The organism is Parasphingorhabdus sp., from assembly GCF_039982395.1.
Taxonomy (GTDB): Bacteria; Pseudomonadota; Alphaproteobacteria; order Sphingomonadales; family Sphingomonadaceae; genus Parasphingorhabdus.
Genome location: NZ_JBDWYO010000006.1, coordinates 556,675 through 575,828 on the forward strand (window position 1 = coordinate 556,675; position 19,154 = coordinate 575,828).

General features: G+C 54.5%; 20 protein-coding genes. 10 read left to right on the forward strand and 10 right to left on the reverse strand.

The window, feature by feature from the left end; translation table 11 throughout:
• Nucleotides 1-101: 101 nt before the first annotated feature.
• The 4 genes from ABJV08_RS12845 to tpiA all read right to left on the reverse strand — a co-directional run bounded on the left by ABJV08_RS12845 (nucleotide 102) and on the right by tpiA (nucleotide 4,029).
• Nucleotides 102-788 carry a Crp/Fnr family transcriptional regulator gene (locus tag ABJV08_RS12845; RefSeq protein ID WP_348039856.1) on the reverse strand — a complete coding sequence of 229 codons (687 nt, stop codon included), beginning with the start codon at nucleotides 786-788 and terminating at the stop codon, nucleotides 102-104.
• Nucleotides 789-944: 156 nt separating this feature from the next.
• The gene (locus ABJV08_RS12850; protein ID WP_348039855.1) at nucleotides 945-2,576 is read right to left on the reverse strand and encodes a CTP synthase; all 1,632 of its coding nucleotides are present in this window, start codon (nucleotides 2,574-2,576) and stop codon (nucleotides 945-947) included.
• A gap of 178 nt (nucleotides 2,577-2,754) precedes the next feature.
• A complete protein-coding gene (gene secG, locus ABJV08_RS12855) occupies nucleotides 2,755-3,162 on the reverse strand; it encodes a preprotein translocase subunit SecG (protein ID WP_348039854.1) in 408 nt (135 codons plus the stop codon).
• Nucleotides 3,163-3,285: 123 nt separating this feature from the next.
• Nucleotides 3,286-4,029, reverse strand: a complete 744-nt coding sequence (gene tpiA / locus ABJV08_RS12860; RefSeq protein ID WP_348039853.1) for a triose-phosphate isomerase — start codon at nucleotides 4,027-4,029, stop codon at nucleotides 3,286-3,288.
• A gap of 153 nt (nucleotides 4,030-4,182) precedes the next feature.
• Here tpiA and ABJV08_RS12865 point away from each other — a divergent pair, with 153 nt between their 5' ends.
• Together ABJV08_RS12865 and trpE are read left to right on the forward strand one after the other, a co-directional pair.
• Nucleotides 4,183-6,126 carry a SurA N-terminal domain-containing protein gene (locus ABJV08_RS12865; protein ID WP_348039852.1) on the forward strand — a complete coding sequence of 648 codons (1,944 nt, stop codon included), beginning with the start codon at nucleotides 4,183-4,185 and terminating at the stop codon, nucleotides 6,124-6,126.
• A 7-nt stretch (nucleotides 6,127-6,133) separates the two neighbouring features.
• Nucleotides 6,134-7,663: an anthranilate synthase component I gene (gene trpE, locus ABJV08_RS12870; protein WP_348039851.1), complete on the forward strand. Its 1,530-nt coding sequence runs from the start codon at nucleotides 6,134-6,136 to the stop codon at nucleotides 7,661-7,663.
• Nucleotides 7,664-7,705: 42 nt separating this feature from the next.
• Here the strand turns inward: trpE and ABJV08_RS12875 are convergent, their stop codons facing one another.
• Both ABJV08_RS12875 and ABJV08_RS12880 read right to left on the reverse strand, forming a co-directional pair.
• Entirely contained in the window at nucleotides 7,706-8,572 is an 867-nt protein-coding gene (locus ABJV08_RS12875; protein ID WP_348039850.1) for a DUF1295 domain-containing protein, read from the reverse strand.
• An 85-nt stretch (nucleotides 8,573-8,657) separates the two neighbouring features.
• On the reverse strand, nucleotides 8,658-8,960 hold the full coding sequence (locus ABJV08_RS12880; protein WP_348039849.1) for a polyhydroxyalkanoic acid system family protein: 303 nt from the start codon (nucleotides 8,958-8,960) through the stop codon (nucleotides 8,658-8,660).
• A gap of 88 nt (nucleotides 8,961-9,048) precedes the next feature.
• On the opposite strand from ABJV08_RS12880, the gene ABJV08_RS12885 reads away from it, so the two are divergent.
• From ABJV08_RS12885 to glp, 6 genes are read left to right on the forward strand one after another with little or no spacing between them, the layout of a single operon-like run.
• Nucleotides 9,049-9,633: an aminodeoxychorismate/anthranilate synthase component II gene (locus ABJV08_RS12885; protein WP_348039848.1), complete on the forward strand. Its 585-nt coding sequence runs from the start codon at nucleotides 9,049-9,051 to the stop codon at nucleotides 9,631-9,633.
• Complete coding sequence (locus ABJV08_RS12890) at nucleotides 9,630-10,163, forward strand: YcxB family protein (protein ID WP_348039847.1); 534 nt, start codon at nucleotides 9,630-9,632, stop codon at nucleotides 10,161-10,163. Before ABJV08_RS12885 ends, ABJV08_RS12890 begins: the two co-directional genes overlap by 4 nt.
• A complete protein-coding gene (gene trpD / locus ABJV08_RS12895; RefSeq protein WP_348039846.1) occupies nucleotides 10,160-11,149 on the forward strand; it encodes an anthranilate phosphoribosyltransferase in 990 nt (329 codons plus the stop codon). The genes ABJV08_RS12890 and trpD overlap by 4 nt, the downstream gene beginning before the upstream one ends.
• Nucleotides 11,146-11,937 carry an indole-3-glycerol phosphate synthase TrpC gene (gene trpC, locus ABJV08_RS12900; protein WP_348039845.1) on the forward strand — a complete coding sequence of 264 codons (792 nt, stop codon included), beginning with the start codon at nucleotides 11,146-11,148 and terminating at the stop codon, nucleotides 11,935-11,937. Before trpD ends, trpC begins: the two co-directional genes overlap by 4 nt.
• Nucleotides 11,934-12,404 (forward strand): cyclic pyranopterin monophosphate synthase MoaC, encoded by a 471-nt coding sequence (moaC, locus tag ABJV08_RS12905; RefSeq protein ID WP_348039844.1) that lies wholly within the window; start codon nucleotides 11,934-11,936, stop codon nucleotides 12,402-12,404. The genes trpC and moaC overlap by 4 nt, the downstream gene beginning before the upstream one ends.
• Complete coding sequence (gene glp / locus ABJV08_RS12910) at nucleotides 12,401-13,585, forward strand: gephyrin-like molybdotransferase Glp (RefSeq protein ID WP_348039843.1); 1,185 nt, start codon at nucleotides 12,401-12,403, stop codon at nucleotides 13,583-13,585. The genes moaC and glp overlap by 4 nt, the downstream gene beginning before the upstream one ends.
• Before the next feature lie 274 nt (nucleotides 13,586-13,859).
• Here the strand turns inward: glp and ABJV08_RS12915 are convergent, their stop codons facing one another.
• The 4 genes from ABJV08_RS12915 to ABJV08_RS12930 form a co-directional block, all read right to left on the reverse strand.
• Entirely contained in the window at nucleotides 13,860-14,201 is a 342-nt protein-coding gene (locus ABJV08_RS12915; protein ID WP_348039842.1) for a hypothetical protein, read from the reverse strand.
• A 79-nt stretch (nucleotides 14,202-14,280) separates the two neighbouring features.
• Entirely contained in the window at nucleotides 14,281-14,868 is a 588-nt protein-coding gene (locus ABJV08_RS12920; protein WP_348039841.1) for a hypothetical protein, read from the reverse strand.
• Between the two features lie 100 nt (nucleotides 14,869-14,968).
• Nucleotides 14,969-16,012, reverse strand: coding sequence for a hypothetical protein (locus ABJV08_RS12925; RefSeq protein ID WP_348039840.1), 1,044 nt, complete (start codon nucleotides 16,010-16,012; stop codon nucleotides 14,969-14,971).
• Nucleotides 16,009-16,554 carry a sigma-70 family RNA polymerase sigma factor gene (locus tag ABJV08_RS12930; RefSeq protein ID WP_348039839.1) on the reverse strand — a complete coding sequence of 182 codons (546 nt, stop codon included), beginning with the start codon at nucleotides 16,552-16,554 and terminating at the stop codon, nucleotides 16,009-16,011. Before ABJV08_RS12930 ends, ABJV08_RS12925 begins: the two co-directional genes overlap by 4 nt.
• A gap of 186 nt (nucleotides 16,555-16,740) precedes the next feature.
• Here ABJV08_RS12930 and ABJV08_RS12935 point away from each other — a divergent pair, with 186 nt between their 5' ends.
• Nucleotides 16,741-17,613 carry a hypothetical protein gene (locus tag ABJV08_RS12935; protein WP_348039838.1) on the forward strand — a complete coding sequence of 291 codons (873 nt, stop codon included), beginning with the start codon at nucleotides 16,741-16,743 and terminating at the stop codon, nucleotides 17,611-17,613.
• Between the two features lie 213 nt (nucleotides 17,614-17,826).
• On the forward strand, nucleotides 17,827-18,921 hold the full coding sequence (locus ABJV08_RS12940; RefSeq protein WP_348039837.1) for a diguanylate cyclase: 1,095 nt from the start codon (nucleotides 17,827-17,829) through the stop codon (nucleotides 18,919-18,921).
• Nucleotides 18,922-19,154: the final 233 nt, after the last annotated feature.

A 19,154-nucleotide genomic window follows, 5' to 3' on the forward strand; every position in this document is an offset into this window, starting at 1 on the left:
AAATGAAATGGGGCAATCGGATGAGGATCCGACTGCCCCTGACACCCGCTTGGTGTCACTCTCAACGTCAATTAGCCCGGGTCGCAAAAGGCCAATTTCCGTCAAGAATCTGCTTCAGCTATATGAGAAAGCATCGCATGGTCCAATATCCGGACCTTTCCGCTCTCCACAGCCACGATCTGGCCTTCCGACCAGGCCGATAATTGTCTATTTATATGTTCACGCGACATGCCGGCAAAATTGCCGAGTTCGCTTTGACTTAAATCCAGTTTCAGACGCCCTTCTTCTGCCCCAACCACAGAGAGTCTCAAAAGGTAGCGCGCCAAGCGAGGGCCCGAAGTATAGGCACGATCACCTTCGATCATACTATTGGCCGTTCGGATGCGTTTCGCCATTACCTTCAGCAGCCGCAGCGCCATATTTTTGTGCTTCGCCAAAATCTCTTCAAAAGCTTCGCGCGTGATAGAAAGCGCAGATGTCGGCTCGATAGCTGTTACGCTGGCAGTACGTTCGCCGCCGTCCAACAAGGCGATTTCTCCTAGAACCTGCCCTGCTTCGGCATAGTCTAAAACGACTTCATGGCCGTTGCTGGCAATCATGCTGGTGCGCGCGTTTCCGGACAACAAGATCAGGAGTGAATTGCCTGGATCTCCTTGCATGATCAGCTCTACCCCCTTCTCATACTGCATAAAGTGGCCACGCAATATCAGGTCCGCGAGCTCGTCTTCATCGCAGTCGGCAAATAGGCTATGCTCAGCCAGTATGCTTGCCAGTTCGTCAGCCTTCACCGTTCACGACCCCTAATATTACCCGAAAGGCTTTTGTAGCCTCTTTCTGGATACACTCCAATAAGTACATGTTTGTGACACTAGTCACATCCCGTAAAATTAATTGGACAAATTCGACATCGCTTCGAATCTATTGATAACAATGCACTTTCGCCTTCAAACCAGACGACTTTGTTCCAATGCTGCGGCTATGAAAGACGAAAAGAGAGGGTGCGGATCAAAAGGTTTGCTTTTGAGTTCGGGATGGAATTGGACACCGACAAACCAACTATGGTCTGGCCTTTCAACAGTTTCGGGCAATTCGCCATCAGGGGACATGCCGGAAAAAATCAGACCGGTTTCTTCTAGCCGTTCCACATAACCCTTATTCACCTCATAACGATGGCGGTGGCGCTCGCTAATGTCCCGACTGGCGTATATTTCGCTAATTTTCGACCCCTGCCGCAACACCGCATCATAGGCGCCGAGGCGCATAGTGCCTCCCATATCCCCGCCAGCTTCGCGTTTTTGCAGGCCTTCTTCGGTCATCCACTCGGTGATCAGACCGACAACAGGCTCTTCGGTTTCACCAAACTCCGTCGTCGACGCAGTGTCAATGCCGGCAAGATTGCGGGCCGCTTCGACACAAGCCATTTGCATACCCAAGCAGATACCGAAAAATGGAATATTATTCTCGCGGGCAAATTTGACCGAACCGATCTTGCCTTCACTGCCACGTTCGCCAAAGCCACCAGGCACCAAAATCGCGTGAAGCGGCTCAAGTTTCACCGCGAGATCTTCCGCATTTTCAAAAAGCTCTGCATCAAGCCAGCGGACCTGCACCTTTACCCGATTCGCCAATCCACCATGAAACAGGGCTTCCTGGAGTGACTTGTATGCATCTTGCAGGCCGACATATTTGCCGACCACACCGACGATCACTTCTCCTTCTGGATGCTCGATCCGTTCCATGACGTCATTCCATCGCGACAAATCTGGGGTCGGGGCATCGTCAATGCCAAAGGCGCGCAGCACCTCATTATCCAAGCCTTCCTGATGATATTGCAAGGGCACGTTGTAGATATTGCTGGCATCCAGCGCCGGGATCACCGATTCTTTACGAACGTTGCAAAACTGGGCAATTTTGGCCCGTTCGTTTTCCGGCAACGGATGTTCGCAACGACAAAGCAGGATATCCGGCTGAATACCGAGCGACGTCAATTCTCTTACGCTGTGCTGTGTCGGCTTGGTTTTCAATTCACCGGCAGCGGCAATATATGGCACCAGCGTCACGTGCACGGATATCGCACTTTCCCGTCCTACTTTGTTTCGCAATTGCCGAATCGCTTCAATGAACGGAAGGCTCTCGATATCGCCAACCGTTCCGCCAATTTCACAAAGCACGAAATCAATGTCGTCAAGCTTGTCTTGGGCAAATTGTTGGATCGCATCCGTCACATGGGGAATCACTTGTACGGTTGCCCCGAGATAGTCCCCGCGGCGCTCTTTTGTAATGATCGACTGGTAGATTCTACCCGAGGTAACATTGTCGGATTGCAACGACGGAACGCCCGTAAACCGCTCGTAATGACCAAGATCGAGGTCAGTTTCGGCCCCGTCATCAGTAACAAATACTTCGCCATGCTGATAAGGGGACATCGTCCCCGGATCAACGTTGAGATAGGGGTCGAGTTTCCGAATTCGCACGGAATATCCGCGGGCCTGAAGGAGAGCACCAAGGCTCGCTGCCATCAGACCTTTGCCAAGAGAGGAAACCACACCGCCGGTAATGAAAATATATCGCGCCATGGGAGGAGAGGCTTAAGGCGTTAACAGTGCATATGGCAATCCCGCGAATCCGGAAAAGTGAAATAAATATTATTTTACTTTTGTCACTGGGAGCAGAATGCGTGACAACAAGCCGCCATCACTGTCACGAACGCACAGCGGCAGCATCGACAGTTCTATATTGAACTGCTCGAAGAGCTTATTGGTCGAGCGGAATAGCGCTGTCTGAATTTGCGGCCGGAGCTTCGCTTTCGGGCGCGTCTGCTGCAGCGGCAGCGGCAGCGGCCAACGGATCGTCGCCAACCAGCGGAACAGCGTCTGCAGGTGCCGAAACTGGCGCACTAGTGTCGCGTTGCAAACTCTGATCGATCGCTTCAACCTTGCCCTCATCGGCCGCAAGGACGGCAAGAGTGATCGACAATGCTACGAACAATACCGCCAAGATAGAAGTCGTCCTGGTCAGCAAATCTGATGCACCGCGCGCCGACATCATGCCAGAAGGAGAGCCACCAACGCCCAGTCCGCCGCCTTCTGATTTCTGCATCAATATAACGCCGACCAACATGGCGGCAACAATGGCTTGAACGACGGTAAGAAAAAGAAACATGGATTTTCCGAACTAATAGGGCGAGCGTAAGCTCCAACTTGAAGCGCACATAGCGATTGGACCGCCGGAGTTCAAGCGATGAAAACCCTCAACAACCTGCCACATCAAACTGCAGCAATGCCATCAAGTGGCAGCAGCCTCGATGATCGGTCCAAATTTTGCCGCGGTCAAGCTCGCTCCTCCTACGAGACCGCCGTCAACATTGGGAACGGCAAGCAATTCTTCCGCATTGTTGCCGTTCATTGAACCGCCATAGAGGATGCGGACTGCATCGCTGCCCTGCCCCATAAGTTCGGCCAGCTTTGCGCGGATCGCAGCATGCATTTCTGCGACATCACTGGTCTCGGGAACGCGGCCTGTGCCGATCGCCCATACGGGCTCATAGGCGATGGTCAGCCAATCCGCGCTAGCGCCTGCCGGAAAAGACCGGGCCAATTGAACGGTAACAATATCAATAGCCTGCCCCGCGTCGCGCTCTTCTTCGGTTTCACCAACACAGATGATTGCGCCCAGGCCCGCCGCATGGACCGATTCTGCCTTCGCTTTCACATCTGCGTCGCTTTCTTGCTGATCGGCCCGGCGTTCGCTGTGCCCGAGAATGGAATAGCTAGCGCCTGCTTCTTTAAGCATCGCGGTGGAAAGGCAGCCTGTGTGCGCCCCGCTTTCAGAAGAGTGGCAATCCTGCGCGCCAATGGCAAAGTCAGGATTCGCCTCTGCGGCAGCGGCTATTAATGTCACCGGAGGACAGATACCCACATCTGCCCCCTTTTGATTGGCCGCGATCGCAGCAATGTCCGCTATATCTGTCAGCTGCGCGTGCAGTCCGTTCATTTTCCAGTTGCCGACGATATATTTACGGTTTGCCATGATGCCTTGTGCCTTTTCTCATTTTCTATTGGTCGTTCGCTAACAAAAATCCTTGCCCTTGCCAATTTCCTTCCGCAGTCTTTTGCTTGAACCGCAAAGCCAAGCCGCCTAAAGCAGGCGCAAATCCCACTCCTGCAATGGAACATCTCTTTCATGATCAGTTTCTTCCGCCGTATTTTTTCCTCGAAACTCGGGCTTTTCTTTACCTTTTGTTTCGTTGGGTTGATTGCCTTTGCCTTTGCTACGGCCGATGTATCGAGCAGCGGCACCTTTGGCGGCGTCACCGGCGCAGGCACTGCTGCCAAAATCGGGGACAGCGAACTAAGCACTTCTGAGATAAGCCAGTCCGTCAACAATGCCTTTCGCGGCGAACAGCGTCAGAACACCGCATTGGATCTCAAAACCTATATCAATGGCGGTGGCTTTGACGATGTGCTGGAGCGGTTGATCAACAGCTTTGCGATTGCCGATTTTGGTACCAAATATGGTATGGCGGCGGGCAAACGTCTCGTCGACGGCGAAATCGCCGGTATCCCGACTTTCCAGGGGGCTGATGGCCAGTTCAGCGAAGAAAATTTCCGCCGCGCTCTGCAACAACAGGGCATAAATGAAACCCAATTGCGCAACGACTTTACGCGCAACCTGCTGGCGGACCAACTTCTGACCGCGGCTGGTTACGGAGCCGCAGTGCCGCAAAAGCTTGTTGTGCCCTATGCTTCTTTGCTGCTCGAGTCTCGCGATGGCCAAATCGCAACCATTCCATCGGTTGCCTTCATCGACAACAGCAAGCCCGCGAAAGCAGCAGTAGAGGCATTTTACGCCAAGAACGCGGCGCGCTATACAATCCCCGAACGCAGAACGATCCGCTATGCATTCTTCGAAAAATCTCGGTTCAACGACAAGATCAAGCCAACCGAGAAAGAAATAGCCGGCTATTATAATCTCAACAAAGCTCAGTATTCGGCCAGTGAAACGCGCAATCTTAACCAAGTCATTCTGCCAACAGAAGCTGCCGCCAAGGCGTTGGCTGATAAAATTAATGGCGGCACCACGATCGCGCAAGCGGCTCAGTCTGTCGGACTTTCGGCTGCCGAAGTTGGATCAATTAGCAAATCCGATTTTGCAGAAAGTGCATCGCAGGCCGTTGCCAATATCGCCTTCGAAGTTGCCTCTGGAGCGGTTGCCGGACCTGCGCAAAGTGCGCTTGGTTGGCATATCGTCAAGGTCACGGACATTAAACAGATACCCGGCCGCACGCTGGAACAGGTTCGAACCGAGATTGTCAGCGAATTAACGCGGACCAAAATCGAAGAAGCGATGGCGGAACTTACGGTCCGCTTGGAAGATGAATTTGCCGATGGCGCGACGTTGGGCGATATTGTCAAAGCAGAAGAGCTCAAACTAGAGTCCACTCCGGCCCTTCTCGCCAATGGCCAAAATCCCAATGATCAAAAATACCGGCCCGTTCCCGAAATGCAGCTGATTTTACCGGTGGCATTTGCTGTTGAAGAAGATTCCGACCCTCAAATTGTTGAAATCATTCCAGGCCAGCAATATGCTGCGATCGATGTCCCGACAATCACCGAAGCCGCTCCACCCCCATTGGCACAAATCGAGCAGCTTGTGACGCGCGATTATATGCTCGAGCAAGGATCGAAGAAGGCCAAGGCCGTTGCAGATAAAATTGCCAAAGCGGTCGGCAGCGGAACCTCCTTATCCAAAGCCGTTGCCGATGCAGGCGTACAATTACCCCGTCCCGAACGGATTAGCTCGACGAGGGCCGATCTGGCTCGGCAAAGCCAGCAGGGACAAGTCCCCGCGCCGCTGAGCCTGATGTTCAGCATGGCCGAGGGCACAGCCAAATCACTGGCAGCGCCGCGTGATCAAGGTTGGTTCGTCGTTGTCCTGAACAAGTTGAACCGTGGCGATGCTTCAAAACGGGAAGACTTGCTTGGCGCCACGAAAACACAGTTCAAGCAAGTGTTTGGCAATGAATATACCGCCCAGTTCATCAACGCGATGAAGGCAGATATCGGCGTAGAGCGCAGCGAAGACACCCTCACCACGCTGAAAAACCAGCTGCTCGGTAGCAACTGATCGCTTGATGGCGGGCAGTTTCGGAATTGAAGCAGCGCGCACGGCACTGGAGGACGGCAAGCCAGCCCTGATTTGGCGTCGCCAAGTCGCGGATACCGAAACCCCGGTTTCTGCTGCATTGAAGCTCATGGAAGAAGGCCGCGGTGATTTCTTGCTGGAATCGGTCGAGGGCGGCGAGACCCGAGGGCGCCATAGCCTGATTGGCCTGGCCCCTGATCTGGTGTTCCGAGCCAATGGCGTGCAAGCCGCGATAAATCCCATCTGGCTGAAAGACCGTGACGCATTTGCTCCCGAAAGCGGCGATAGCCTCTCAGCGCTCCGTAATCTGGTCAAAGCCTGCCAGATGGATGTGCCAGAGGCATTGCCGCGCGCCCTAGCCTGCCTTGTGGGCTATTTCGGCTATGAAACCATAGGATTGGTCGAAAAGCTTCCGCGTGCGCCGCAGTCTGCACTGGATTTGCCCGATATGCTGTTCGTCCGGCCGACAGTGATCTTGATTTTTGATCGGCTGGCCGACGAATTATTCTTGGTCGCTCCGGTGTGGCCAGAGACCGATGGAAGTAGCGAAAGCAAGATCACATCGGCAGAAGATCGGCTAGACGAAGCTGAACGGGGCTTAGCCTCGGCAGTTCCCTCTGCACCCGTCGGCGGAGAAAATGGGTCCAAACCGATCCTGGAAAAAGTGGACTTCACTCCGCAAGTTTCCGCCGAAAAATATAGCGAAATGGTATTGCAAGCCAAAGACTATATCGAAGCAGGTGATATCTTTCAGGTGGTGCTCGCCCAGCGTTTTACCACGCCATTCACCTTGCCTCCGATCGAGCTGTACCGAGCATTGCGCCGGATCAACCCTTCGCCCTTCTTGTTCTTCCTCGACTTGCCCGGCTTTGCCCTGACCGGTTCCAGCCCAGAGATTCTCGTTCGGGCACGCGATGGTGAAGTGACGATCCGCCCGATCGCGGGAACCCGTCCGCGGGGAGCCAATGCCGCCGAGGATAAAGCGAACAAGGAGAGCCTTCTCGCCGATCCCAAGGAACGGGCCGAACATCTTATGCTGCTGGATTTGGGTCGCAATGATGTCGGCCGGGTTGCGACCGCCAATAGCGTCGAGGTCACTGATAGCTATACCGTCGAGTTCTACAGCCATGTGATGCACATTGTCTCCAATGTGGTGGGCCAACTGCCCCCGGATAAGGATGCACTAGATGCCCTGTTCGCGGGCTTTCCAGCGGGAACTGTCAGCGGCGCACCCAAAGTGCGGGCGTGCCAGATCATCGCCGAACTGGAACCCGAGACCCGCGGCGCCTATGCTGGTGGTGTCGGCTATTTCTCCCCTGACGGCAGCATGGACAGCTGTATCGTCCTCAGAACCGGGATTGTGAAGGATGGCACCCTGCATGTGCAGGCTGGCGCGGGAATTGTCGCAGACAGCGATCCAGCCTATGAGTTGGCAGAGTGCAAAGCCAAAGCGGGAGCCTTGCTGGCGGCCGCAAAAGAGGCGGTGGACCGGGCACAGGATGTTGGCTTCGGGCAGTGAGCTTTAAGGCTCGCTAGAGGCACAAAAGCCAATCCCGTAATTTCAGGACCGCGGTGGCCGAGGAATGAGCAACGGGACGGATGTGACATAATCGATATAGTCCTGTTCAGTCCCCCATTTCCGTTTTGCATGCGCTTCAAGCTTAGGCACACCGCTGATGCGAGTGATCAGCAAAGCCACGAAGATTGGCGAAATTATCGTCACCCATTGCCAACCGCTCAAAACTGGCAAGGATGCAATGGTGACACCGGTCCACAACAGGATTTCACCGAAATAATTCGGATGCCGCGACCATGCCCATAGGCCCGTGGAAATAAAGCGCCCCTTATTGACGGGAATCTTGCGAAATTCCCGTTTTTGGCGGTCAGAGACCACTTCAATGAGAAAACCAGCGAGCCACAATCCAATTCCGACATAGGCGAAAATATCTAGCCCGATTCGCATATTGTTGGTGATGATGATCAAAGCACTGGCACTGGTCAGCAGGACCCATATAGCTTGCATGGTCCAGACCAGAAAAAACCGCGCGGGCGACTGTTTGATCGCATCGAAGCGCTGATCGCCGCCATCGGCCCTTATGCGGAGGAACAAGAACGATCCGAGGCGCAGGGCCCAGACGACGACCATCGCCGCAATGATAGTAGACCGCAGGTCAAGGGGTGCTGAAAGCGCGCAAGCCACGATCATCAGCGTCAAATAGGTAAAAGACCCCGTGAGGTCGTAAAATTTTTCGGTCTTCGCGGCATTGGCGGGAATGAAAGCAAGCCAGTTAACCCCGAAAGCCAATATTCCGCATATGAGAAAGACCGGAATCGAACCCGCCATTGCGCCGCCCTGGCTACCGGCTAGAGAAACCAAAGCGCCGATCAGCACCGTCGAGACCAAGGCAATAAGCAATTTCACATTCATGTTCAGGATTCCAAGACAAAAAGGTAATTGATATAAGCGGCATTTTCTAACCAGAAATCTGCCACCTGCTTGCGGGTGGAAGCGCTTACTCCAGCATTTTGGGTCCTTCCCGCATCAGCTTTTCCTTTATCTTGTTCGCAAACAGCGCCAGCATCGGTGGGAGATCCAGAATCGCATAAACCTCGTCTTCGCGGACCTGCATTTCGCTACCGATCCGCTGGCCAACGGCCTCCAGTGTGAAGTGGAGATGATCGCCTTCCCAGTGATGGTCCTGAAGACTGGCTCCTGGAATCATATCGCCCAGCGTATGAATACCGCTCCCGATCCTGCTTTTTGCTTCGGCGAGACCCAATTTATGCGGAATACTGACAGTGACCGGCTCGCCCATGAATAAAACTCCCTTTTTTATGCTCTATCATCACTCCACCGCACGTCAAAGCTTGGCGAGAGCGAAAATTGCCACTAGGCAGATTTGCATGATCCTCGTCATTGACAATTATGACAGCTTCACCTTCAATCTGGTCCATTATCTGATGGAACTGGGTGCTGAGGTGCGCGTAGAACGCAATGATGCGCTAACGGCCGCAGAAGCTTTGCGGACCGGTGCCCAAGCCTTTCTGATTTCTCCTGGCCCCTGCACACCAAATGAAGCGGGCATATCGCTTGATTTGGTTGCGGCCTGCGCCGATGCCGAGAAACCATTGCTTGGCGTTTGCCTTGGCCACCAAAGCATCGGCCAGCATTTTGGCGGGCAAGTGGTCCGCGGGGGATTGATGCACGGCAAGACATCACCGGTAAAGCACGACAGCAGCGGCGTCTTTGCCGGATTACCCTCCCCGTATACCGCCACCCGCTATCACTCGTTGATCGTCGAGGATATTCCCACCTGCCTGCCGGTCAACGCGACCGCTGACGACGGTTCGGTCATGGGTTTCCGTCATCAAAGCCTGCCAATTCACGGAGTGCAATTCCATCCCGAGAGCATTGCCACAGAGCATGGCCATGCTCTGCTCGCAAATTTCATGACGATCGCCGGGATGAAAGCGAAGACGCTTGCATGATCGAGAAGCTGATTTTTACCCCGAAAGAAGAAGACCTTAAAGCCGCTTTTCGTCTTCATATGACACATAGCAGATTCAAACGGATCGGTTATTTTCTTCTTTTCGGCCTAGCCATCGGCATCGTCTTGGCGGCCTGGAACGGTTTTGGTTCCATCAACGAGACGATCGGCCTTATCGCAGGAATGACGCTATGGGTCGGCTTTGTTGCTTTGCTATTGTCGGTCATCATGCCACTTTGGTGGGCACCATGGTATGCGCAGAAAATCTACAAGCAGCAAAAGGACCTGCGGCTGGAACTGACGACCTGGTGGGATGATGAAAAACTATATTCCAGCAACGAACAAGGCCATGGTCATTTGGCATTTGCAGATATGGTAAAATGGCGGTCCGACAATAATGTCCTTTTGATGTACCGTTCGGATCAATTGTATAATTTCCTGCCCAACCGGATATTCACACAGCCTGCTGCAAAGGCAGGATTGATCCGGCGGCTTCAGGATAGTTGTGTCCCGGGAGAAGAACAATCATGAGTGCCTTGCCCCAACCGGAAAGCCCGCTGTCCGAAGCGGTTTCCCGCACTGCTTTTGCGGCGATATTGGATGGCGCTTGCGCAGCCGATGATGTGAAATCATTCCTGGTAAGCCTCGCCAAACGCGGCGAAACGGCGACCGAAATCGCCGCTGCCGTCTTTGAGATGCGTTCCCGTATGATCTCGGTTGAAGCGCCGGAAAATGCGATTGATGTGTGCGGCACCGGCGGGGATGGCAGCCACAGTTTGAATATTTCCACCGCAACAGCACTGGTGGTGGCCGCCTGCGACATTCCTATGGCCAAGCACGGCAATCGGGCGGCTTCGAGCAAATCGGGCGCGGCGGATACGCTTGAGGCTCTTGGACTGGACCTTGCCAAGGCGGCGACCAATGGCGAAGAAAACCTTCGTGAAATCGGGATCGCCTTTTTCTTCGCGCCCAACCATCATCCGGCGCTTGGCCCGCTCGCTCCGATCCGCAAGGAGATCGGTCAACGGACGATCTTCAATCTGCTAGGCCCCCTTTGCAATCCCGCGCGAGTCAAACGGCAGTTGATCGGCGTCGCGTCGCCGGACCTTGTCGAAACCTATGCCGAAGCAGCGCTGCAACTGGGCTATGAAAAAGCAATGATTGTTTCCGGCGAGGAAGGTCTGGACGAGCTCAGCATTTCTGGTCCCAGCCGGATTGCCATGATTGGTGATGGCGCCGTTGCGATGAGCCGCATAACTCCTGAAGATGTGGGACTATCGCGCCACGCTGCAGAAGCGATCAAAGGTGGTGATGCAGAATATAATGCGGCGGCCTTGCGGGCGCTGCTACTGGGCGAGAAATCGGCCTATCGCGATGCGGTGCTGCTGAACAGTGCCGCAGCCTTGATGGTTGCGGGAGAGGTCGATAGCTGGGAAGCTGGGGTTGAAGAAGCGGCCGAAGCTCTTGACAAGGGCCTCGCCAATGCCCTGCTCAACTGCTGGATTGCCAACCAATGAACAAACTCGACGAGATATGTGCAGCGAAGAAAGAACATGTCCGGCAACGGCAGGCCATTATTTCGGTGCCGGCCCTGCTAGAGGAAATCAGACGGCAGGATCAGCCACGCGGTTTTATTGCGTCGATAAGAGAGAAATCCGCCAATGGCTTCGCCTTGATTGCGGAAGTCAAGAAAGCCAGCCCGTCCAAAGGCTTGATCCGGGAGGATTTCGATCCACCTGCCCATGCGCGCGCCTATCAGGCTGGCGGAGCGGCTTGCTTGTCGGTTCTCACAGACACCCCCTATTTCCAGGGCGCAGACGAATTTCTGGTGGCCGCGCGCGCAGCCGTCGACCTGCCATGTCTGCGCAAAGACTTCATGGTCGACCCCTGGCAGGTTGCCGAATCCCGGGCGCTGGGGGCCGATGCGATCCTGATCATCATGGCAGCACTGGACGACAGTCTTGCCGCTGAGATCGAAGCTGAGGCCCTTTCTATGGGTATGGATGCCCTGATCGAAGTGCATGACGAGGAGGAACTGGAGCGCGCGCTAAAACTGCAGTCGCCGCTGCTGGGGATCAACAACCGCAATTTAAAGACATTTGAGACGTCTTTGGAACAAACAGAGCGCCTGTCAAAGCTGGTGCCGGAAGATCGGATCATGGTCTCGGAAAGCGGCATTTTCACGCATCAGGATTGCCAACGCCTGTCCCAATCGGGTGCTCGCGCGTTTTTGGTAGGTGAATCTCTAATGCGACAAGATAATGTAGAAACCGCAACCCGCACGCTATTGACAGGAACCGCATGAGCAAATTGACCCATATCGACGGCGATGGAGCGGCCCATATGGTCGATGTGGGGGACAAGTCCGAAACGGTCCGTGAAGCCCATGCCGAAGGCCGGATCGCGATGAAAATGGAAGTATTGGAGGCGATAAAAGCCAATAGCATGAAGAAGGGCGATGTGCTGGCAACCGCGCGGATTGCCGGAATCATGGCGGCCAAGAAAACCAGTGACCTGATCCCCCTATGTCACCCGCTTGCCCTGACCAAAGTCGCCGTGGATTTCACCTTTCTCGACGATGGTATTCAGGCTTCATCCATGGCCCGCCTTACAGGAAAAACTGGCGTAGAAATGGAAGCATTAACAGCCTGTTCTATCGCACTCTTAACAATCTATGACATGTCTAAGGCAATGCAAAAAGACATGGTGATCAGTGACATTCGCTTGCTCTCCAAGACGGGCGGAAAATCGGGAGACTGGACGGCTCCATGAGCAATTTATTGCCTTTGGAAGAAGCCCAGAAACGGCTGATCGCGCTCGCCGCACCACTTTCTCCCGAAACCATTTCGATCCATGATGCCGTGGGCCGTTATCTTGCCGAAGACCTGATCACAAAACGCGCGCAACCGGCGGCCGATATGTCCGCGATGGACGGCTATGCCATCCGCTTTGAGGATCGCGAAGGGCCATGGCGACTGGTTGGGGAATGCAAAGCGGGAAGCCCGCCCTGTCCAGCGCTAAAACCCGGAGAAACAGCCCGTATCTTTACCGGCGCCTTGCTGCCCGAAGGCGCCGATACCGTGGTGATGCAGGAAAATATCGCGGCTGATGGCGAGACCATCACGCTGACCGAAGAGCCCTCCCCCAACAAGGGACGTCATGTCCGGCACAGAGGCGGCGATTTCGAACAGGGTGATACCGGCCTGCCTGCCGGCAGCCCGCTCAACGCAGCAGCTTTGGGACATGCGGTTATCGCGGGCTATGGCACCTTGCCGGTCGGGAGACAGCCAAGAGTTGCGGTTGTTTCAACCGGTGATGAACTGGTGGTCCCCGGCCAGGAACCGCTGCTCCACCAGATACCCGCCAGCAATGACGTCATGGTGTCAGCGATGCTATCGGGTCTCACCGCCGAAACCCGCAGCCTGAGCCGCATAGCGGACGATATGGACACGCTATGCAAGGCGCTGGAAAGCGCGCAGGATTGCGATATCATCGTCACCATCGGCGGCGCATCGGTGGGAGATCATGACCTTGTTGGCCCCGCTTTCCGCAAGCTTGGCGCAGAGATTGATTTCTACAAAATTGCCATGAAGCCAGGCAAGCCGGTGATGGCCGGAAAAATGGGATCCACGGTCATATTGGCTTTGCCGGGCAACCCCGCTTCCGCCTATGTTGCGGCCGCGCTATTCTTGCTCCCTTTGATACGGTTTATGGCCGGATCCTCACAATATTTGCCGGATTATCAAAGCGCAGCCACCAAAGAAGCCCTCCCCGCAACCGGTCCCCGCGCGCAATTTCTCCGCGCGAAAGTGGACCAGTACGGCATCACATCGTTCAACAGCCAGGACAGCGCCAAACTCTCGGTCCTCGCCGCATCTAACGCCCTCCTCTGTCGTCCGGCCAATGCCGAGGCGACCGAGGCTGGTGAGATGGTACCGTTTATTGCGCTATAGACCCCAGGATGTCGAGAAGAGGGTTGGATCTGCCAGCACAGGTATATTGCCAAAGAGGGCCGGAAGGTTTGAAATGGTTAGAAAACTGGGGTTAATCTGCGGGATTGGATATGTCCTCAACACCCCCGACGCGGATATTTCTAAACCATGGGGTCCGAAGCATTGCTTCGCGTAAAATTCCAAAAGGAAAGAGAGCCTGAATTTCTCCAGGCTCTCAAGATATCCCGCGTCCAGAAGCCGACATAGGGGCAGGACCGGCTTCGTCCTGGGATTCCTATTTTTGGGAGGTTTTCCACCGCCGATATAGGTTCCGCTTGTGCGCTTGCACCTTCTTGCGAACCCGCGCCGGATTGGCCCCATTTTCGACCGCATTTTTTGCGCGTTTGTTGATTTTGTGATTGATGCGCCGCCAATTGGGTTTTTGTGAATTGTCGCCTGGCCTGGCCTTCTGGAGCGGTCGGGTCACTGTGGTGCCAACCTGCGTGACCGTCGTAGGTGACAGCAGATTCTGCGCTTCGCTCGTGTTTGGCAGTTCCGGCGCTGTCGGCGTCTGAGCGGCTGCCATTGGGGCCGTCCACAGCATTGTGCCGCTGATGATGACAAAAATCGATTTCATATCTTTGCTCCTGCGTTGCGATGGGAGGCGGGATGGCGTGTCGGAAGTCAGTGGGCTGCCATGACCATCCCGTCACCGATTAATTGCCGCGACGGTTTCTCAAGCGCCGTCCCGGCTTCGGGTTTTTGACCTGAAGCGGCCGAATTTTCTTCTTGGGACGGAAGGTTGGATCGCGAGTGACGGCGCTGTTGCGAACAATCTGGCCGGCATCATTCCGGGTGGCCGTATCAACACGATCATAAACCACAGCGCCATTGCGCGTCACGTTGCGGCCGCGCTCACGACTATTTTCGCCGCGCTGGCTATAAGCAGAATAGCCATATTCGTCGCCCCGACGATTATAGGCGGAACCCGTGGCTTCAAATCCATTTTCTGTACGAGTCCGCTGATAATCAAAGCCCCGAGACCGCCCTTGGAAATCGGTTTGCTGGCCGCTGGCGGTCCAGCCATTTTCGGTGCGACTGCGGTCATATTTGTGAGTCGCGGTGGCGCCGTCACGTTTGCGGGTCAATGCGCCGTCAACGACAACATTGCCTTGGCCATCGCGCACAATCGTTTTGCTGCCGCTTATCTTTTCATTGTCGACCGTGACCGTTTTAGAACGTTCCGCCACTGCAGGCGATGCGATCAACATGGCTGTGATGGAAAGGGATATAAAGTTTTTCATTCCAGTTTCTCCGTTTTGATGGTCGCCGGAATTTTCCGGTTCTGACTATTCAACGGAGAAAGAAGAAAATCCCTTCGAAATTTTTCCCATTTGAAAAAATCTAGTTTTTTCTGCGCCTTAACATTGTCCCTCGCTCGCGCTGCTGCTTGCTTCTCAGCTGGTTCCGGCGCTCCTGCATCCTTTCGCGCATGATTGCGCGTTGCTCGGGGGTTGCATCGCGATAGCGTTCCTTCAATTGATCGATCCGCTGTTGGCGCACGACACTGGTTACCGGCGGCAAGGCCGTTGCCTCTGCACTGCTTTCGGCCTCGTCCGCAGCGGGCGTGACCGGTGCTGCGGGAATCTCAGCAACCGCCTCCGGCTCGGCGCTGGTCTCGGTACTGGTCTCGGTATTGGTCTCGGCGGGCAAGTCCTCTAGCCCCAGACGTTCTTTAATGACCGCTTGTCGTTCTTCCGGCAAATCTTCAAGACGTTCGGCTATCCTTGCTTTTTGCTCGGGCGTTGCATTGTCCAAGCGCTGCTTCATTCTCGCCGCTCTGCCCAGCTTCTCCGGCGGGACGGCTTGACCGGACTCCAGTCTTTCTGTGCGGATATCACGAAAGGCAGACTTGATATCGTCACGGCTGGACCTGCCCGATCCGACAAGTCTTCTCGATGCGCGCCGCAAAACAACCCGCTTCTGACGCGGACTAAGCGTCTCGAAACGGGGATGTTCAATGATCGTGCTCAAGGTTTGCTTGGCAGTGCTGGCGGTCACGCCTGCTTCCGCTTCGGTAAATTTTTCGGGTGCCATTTGATTAGAAGCGGAGGCGTTGGTCCCATTTTCCCGAACGATCGGAACGGGCGCTTCGACGAGATTCCATTCGCGCGCGACATTGGAAATGAGCGGCACTTCCACAGGCTCACCAAAGGCGCCCATCGCAGCGGCGGTGGCAGAGAGAAAACCAACCATCCCGATCGAAGCAATGGTCTGGCCTATGCGCTTCCACGGGCTATTCGTTCGCCTGCGCGGAACCGCTTTGCGCGCGACCGCTGATTCTGCGGTTGCACGCGCCACCAAGCGATCCGCAAAACCATCGGACAGGTTCGGCACCTCATAGCGATCCAATGCTGCCTGCATGGCGGGAGAAAAATGTGCGCTCATGGGTGTATTCTTTCCACATCCGCGGAAATAACACCCTTGCCTTCAACGCAGCCTGCCAAAGCACCGCGTGCCCGATAGAGCATCGATTCAAAGGCTTTGATGTTCATTTCCAATTGATCCGCAGCATGGCTGTTCGAGAGGCGCTCATAATAGGTCAGGATGACCGAAGCGCGCTGGCGATCGGGCAGCGACTGGATACAATCGATTACGGCTTGCTTCACTTCATCGCTTTCCATTGTGGCATCGGCTAATGGCGCTTCGTCGGCAGAATCCGGAATATCTTCATCGCTATCGCGCCTTGTTTTGCGCAGCCGGTCGAGACATAGATTCATCGCAACACGGCTTAGCCATGCAGCAATACCCGGACCGCCTTCTGCCCAGCGGTCGGCATATCGCCACAATCTCAGCAAAGCTTCTTGCGCGATATCTTCCGCTTCGACCGGATCAGCGAGCATCCGGCAGCCAATACGAAAAGGAATATCACCATAGAAATCGGCAATTGAATGCAATGCATCCGAATCCCGCGCGGATACACGACGCATTAATGCATCGTCATCTAGGCGATCAGCAGGCCTTGCCGTTTCCAAAATATCTTTCTCCGTATCGGACCAAATTATGCGGCCGATAAATTTAATACGCAACAGAGACTAAAACCCTTTGAATTTTTTTGAAGGATTTTCGAATTTGCTGCGTTTCTATGCTGCAAGCGATAGAAATATGGGGGATTTATGAAAAAGAAAGTTGCGATTTTTTGGGCCTTACACGCGATTGCAACGCCGGCCTTGGCTTCGGAAAGTGATTCCGAAAGCCAATGGAGAGTCGGCCTTTCCGGAGGAGCAACTCTGGCCGGTGATGTCGATGATCAAACCTATGCCAGCGCGTTTATCACCCGCAACATCGACGATGGATATGTCCAGCTATCCGCTACTCTGGTCGATGCAGGTAACGCACAAGGGTTGATCTTTGCTGTTCCCGCTAGCAGCCAACAACTGCGGCTTTCTGGCGGGATCGGGCTCGATGAAGTCAGTCTGGATGCCTATATATCGGTCGGTCGCCGGAAATTTGATGATGAGCTTATCGGCGATGACGGCAATGCCATCATCGTGAACAGCAATGGCAATGTTTTCGGGATTGGTGGATCCGCGACCTATGACCTGGCAGTCGGTGAACATGGCTTTCTATCTCCCTCGATCGCGGTAGATTTTAACAGTGTCGACATTGGACGGGCGGCAATGTTGGCCAGCGGCCGTCTGGCCACGGTTGAGGAGAAAGAAGAGGGCGTCAGCGGAACCCTTTCGCTGACCTACACGCATTTATTTGGCCATGATGCCAACCATGGAATCTCTCCCTATGTCGCATTGGTAGCCAGCTCCAATAGCACGGCATTTTCCCCGGGGAGCAACGTCGGCGGATCCCGCATGGCCCAGCTTGTCGCCATCCGAAACCAACCGGGGCAAGGAGATGTCTGGGCGGAATTTGGTGCGTCCGCGTCATTCGCCGTGACGGATCAATTGAGGCTCAGTCTTTTCGCAACGCAAAGCATCGGCTTTGTCGGGCCCGAAGCAACGTCACTGGGCGGCGGCATAAGCCTCGGTTTTTGAGATTGGTGCTAATCATGAACCAATAGTCGAACGCCCGCTTTTTCGCCTATAGCGGCGACCAGAATTCTGGTTTTAGCGGAATCAGCTTTTCCTTCCCATTAACCCGAAATTTACCATGTTAAGCCAGACAGCTCCGATCATTACCAATAAGTATCGGAACAAATATCCATGCGGAGGATATTGCGGCAATGCAGGGTTTTCGGGAAGCGCCTATTGAAGGCGACTGGCTGTGCCGTGCCTGCGGCCATCCATGATGATTTGACTTTAATGCAGCACGACCGGATCGGGGCGCTTATTCCGGTCCTTTATTTCACCATCGCGACCATCGCGATTGTTGCCTCTGCTGCGTCAGGTGGCGGTTTTGATCCAATTTATCACCTCATTCTCCCGAGCGGATTTATCGCGATGGGCGCTTATCGCTGCCTTGTCTGGTATCGTCGCAAGGGTCTGCCAGGCGATCTTGTAAAAGCCAGACGGCATTTGAAATCGACGACATTGATCGCCTGGGGCCTTGGTCTGATCGGTGCTTTGTGGACGCTGGATGCCTTTTACGCGACCATTGAAGCGCGCAGGGTATTGGCGCCAATCTTCATTTTCATGCTGACATTCTCCGCCGGAATTTGCCTCAGCAGCTTGCCGCGCGCCGCCATTGGCCTGATGGTCACCGCACTTTTTGCGCCTACGGTGGCGATGATCCTTTCGACAGATGCGGGCATTCGCGCGATGGGAATCAGCCTGATGATCGTCTCTTGGCTGATGACCGGTTTCATCATCCACAATTTTGCGCAGACCGTTAGCAGTCTCAAACTAAGAAGAAAGCTGCAGACGCTGGCCGAGAGCGATGCGTTGACCGGCCTGGCCAATCGCCGCGCATTTGACGCGAAATTTGAAGAGATGGCTGCCGCATGCCAATCGGACGATCAAATCGTGCTGACGATGATTGATCTGGATGGATTTAAATATGCCAATGACCAACACGGCCATCCGGCAGGCGATGCGATATTGATTGAGGTTGCCAAAAGGCTCCAGAAAACCTGCGTTGGCGCGCCATGTATTGCGCGGCTCGGCGGTGATGAATTTGCAATATTGTCCAACTCACGCGGCGATGCCGCATTCCATCAAAAACAGAAAGAAGCGATCCGTGCCGTGATCAGGCTACCCCATCTATGGGAAAGCCGGCAGATCATGGTGTCGGCAAGCCTCGGGATTGCGACCTATCCCGAAAATGGTCAATCATTGTCTGAATTGCTCAAATGTTCGGATCAAGCGCTTTATGCGGAGAAGTCCAAGAGACAGCGCGCAGGCTAAAACGAACTAGCTCTGGCCGTTTTCATAAAAACGGAATGTTGCACACTCGACTGCGCCGACCGGCCTTTCATGATTTCATTTATCAACCGGCGTCTGCTGTTGAACCATGCCAGCCATGACCAATTTCCTCCTTTCAGAATTCCGCCCTTGCCGGCTTTCAAAACCTTGCTTTCAATCGATGATCCAGGTTTTCCTGTTCGAGAAAAGCCGCAATGCTGGTGACAAAAGCACGC

Bases quoted from the DNA above. Each gene is read 5' to 3' on its own strand.
- ABJV08_RS12850 (WP_348039855.1), bottom strand. From the start codon at position 2,576: ATGGCGCGATATATTTTCATTACCGGCGGTGTGGTTTCCTCTCTTGGC.
- secG (WP_348039854.1), bottom strand. From the start codon at position 3,162: ATGTTTCTTTTTCTTACCGTCGTTCAAGCCATTGTTGCCGCCATGTTG.
- tpiA (WP_348039853.1), bottom strand. From the start codon at position 4,029: ATGGCAAACCGTAAATATATCGTCGGCAACTGGAAAATGAACGGACTG.
- ABJV08_RS12865 (WP_348039852.1), top strand. From the start codon at position 4,183: ATGATCAGTTTCTTCCGCCGTATTTTTTCCTCGAAACTCGGGCTTTTC.
- trpE (WP_348039851.1), top strand. From the start codon at position 6,134: ATGGCGGGCAGTTTCGGAATTGAAGCAGCGCGCACGGCACTGGAGGAC.
- ABJV08_RS12875 (WP_348039850.1), bottom strand. From the start codon at position 8,572: ATGAATGTGAAATTGCTTATTGCCTTGGTCTCGACGGTGCTGATCGGC.
- ABJV08_RS12880 (WP_348039849.1), bottom strand. From the start codon at position 8,960: ATGGGCGAGCCGGTCACTGTCAGTATTCCGCATAAATTGGGTCTCGCC.
- ABJV08_RS12885 (WP_348039848.1), top strand. From the start codon at position 9,049: ATGATCCTCGTCATTGACAATTATGACAGCTTCACCTTCAATCTGGTC.
- ABJV08_RS12890 (WP_348039847.1), top strand. From the start codon at position 9,630: ATGATCGAGAAGCTGATTTTTACCCCGAAAGAAGAAGACCTTAAAGCC.
- trpD (WP_348039846.1), top strand. From the start codon at position 10,160: ATGAGTGCCTTGCCCCAACCGGAAAGCCCGCTGTCCGAAGCGGTTTCC.
- trpC (WP_348039845.1), top strand. From the start codon at position 11,146: ATGAACAAACTCGACGAGATATGTGCAGCGAAGAAAGAACATGTCCGG.
- moaC (WP_348039844.1), top strand. From the start codon at position 11,934: ATGAGCAAATTGACCCATATCGACGGCGATGGAGCGGCCCATATGGTC.
- glp (WP_348039843.1), top strand. From the start codon at position 12,401: ATGAGCAATTTATTGCCTTTGGAAGAAGCCCAGAAACGGCTGATCGCG.
- ABJV08_RS12915 (WP_348039842.1), bottom strand. From the start codon at position 14,201: ATGAAATCGATTTTTGTCATCATCAGCGGCACAATGCTGTGGACGGCC.
- ABJV08_RS12920 (WP_348039841.1), bottom strand. From the start codon at position 14,868: ATGAAAAACTTTATATCCCTTTCCATCACAGCCATGTTGATCGCATCG.
- ABJV08_RS12925 (WP_348039840.1), bottom strand. From the start codon at position 16,012: ATGAGCGCACATTTTTCTCCCGCCATGCAGGCAGCATTGGATCGCTAT.
- ABJV08_RS12930 (WP_348039839.1), bottom strand. From the start codon at position 16,554: ATGCGTCGTGTATCCGCGCGGGATTCGGATGCATTGCATTCAATTGCC.
- ABJV08_RS12935 (WP_348039838.1), top strand. From the start codon at position 16,741: ATGAAAAAGAAAGTTGCGATTTTTTGGGCCTTACACGCGATTGCAACG.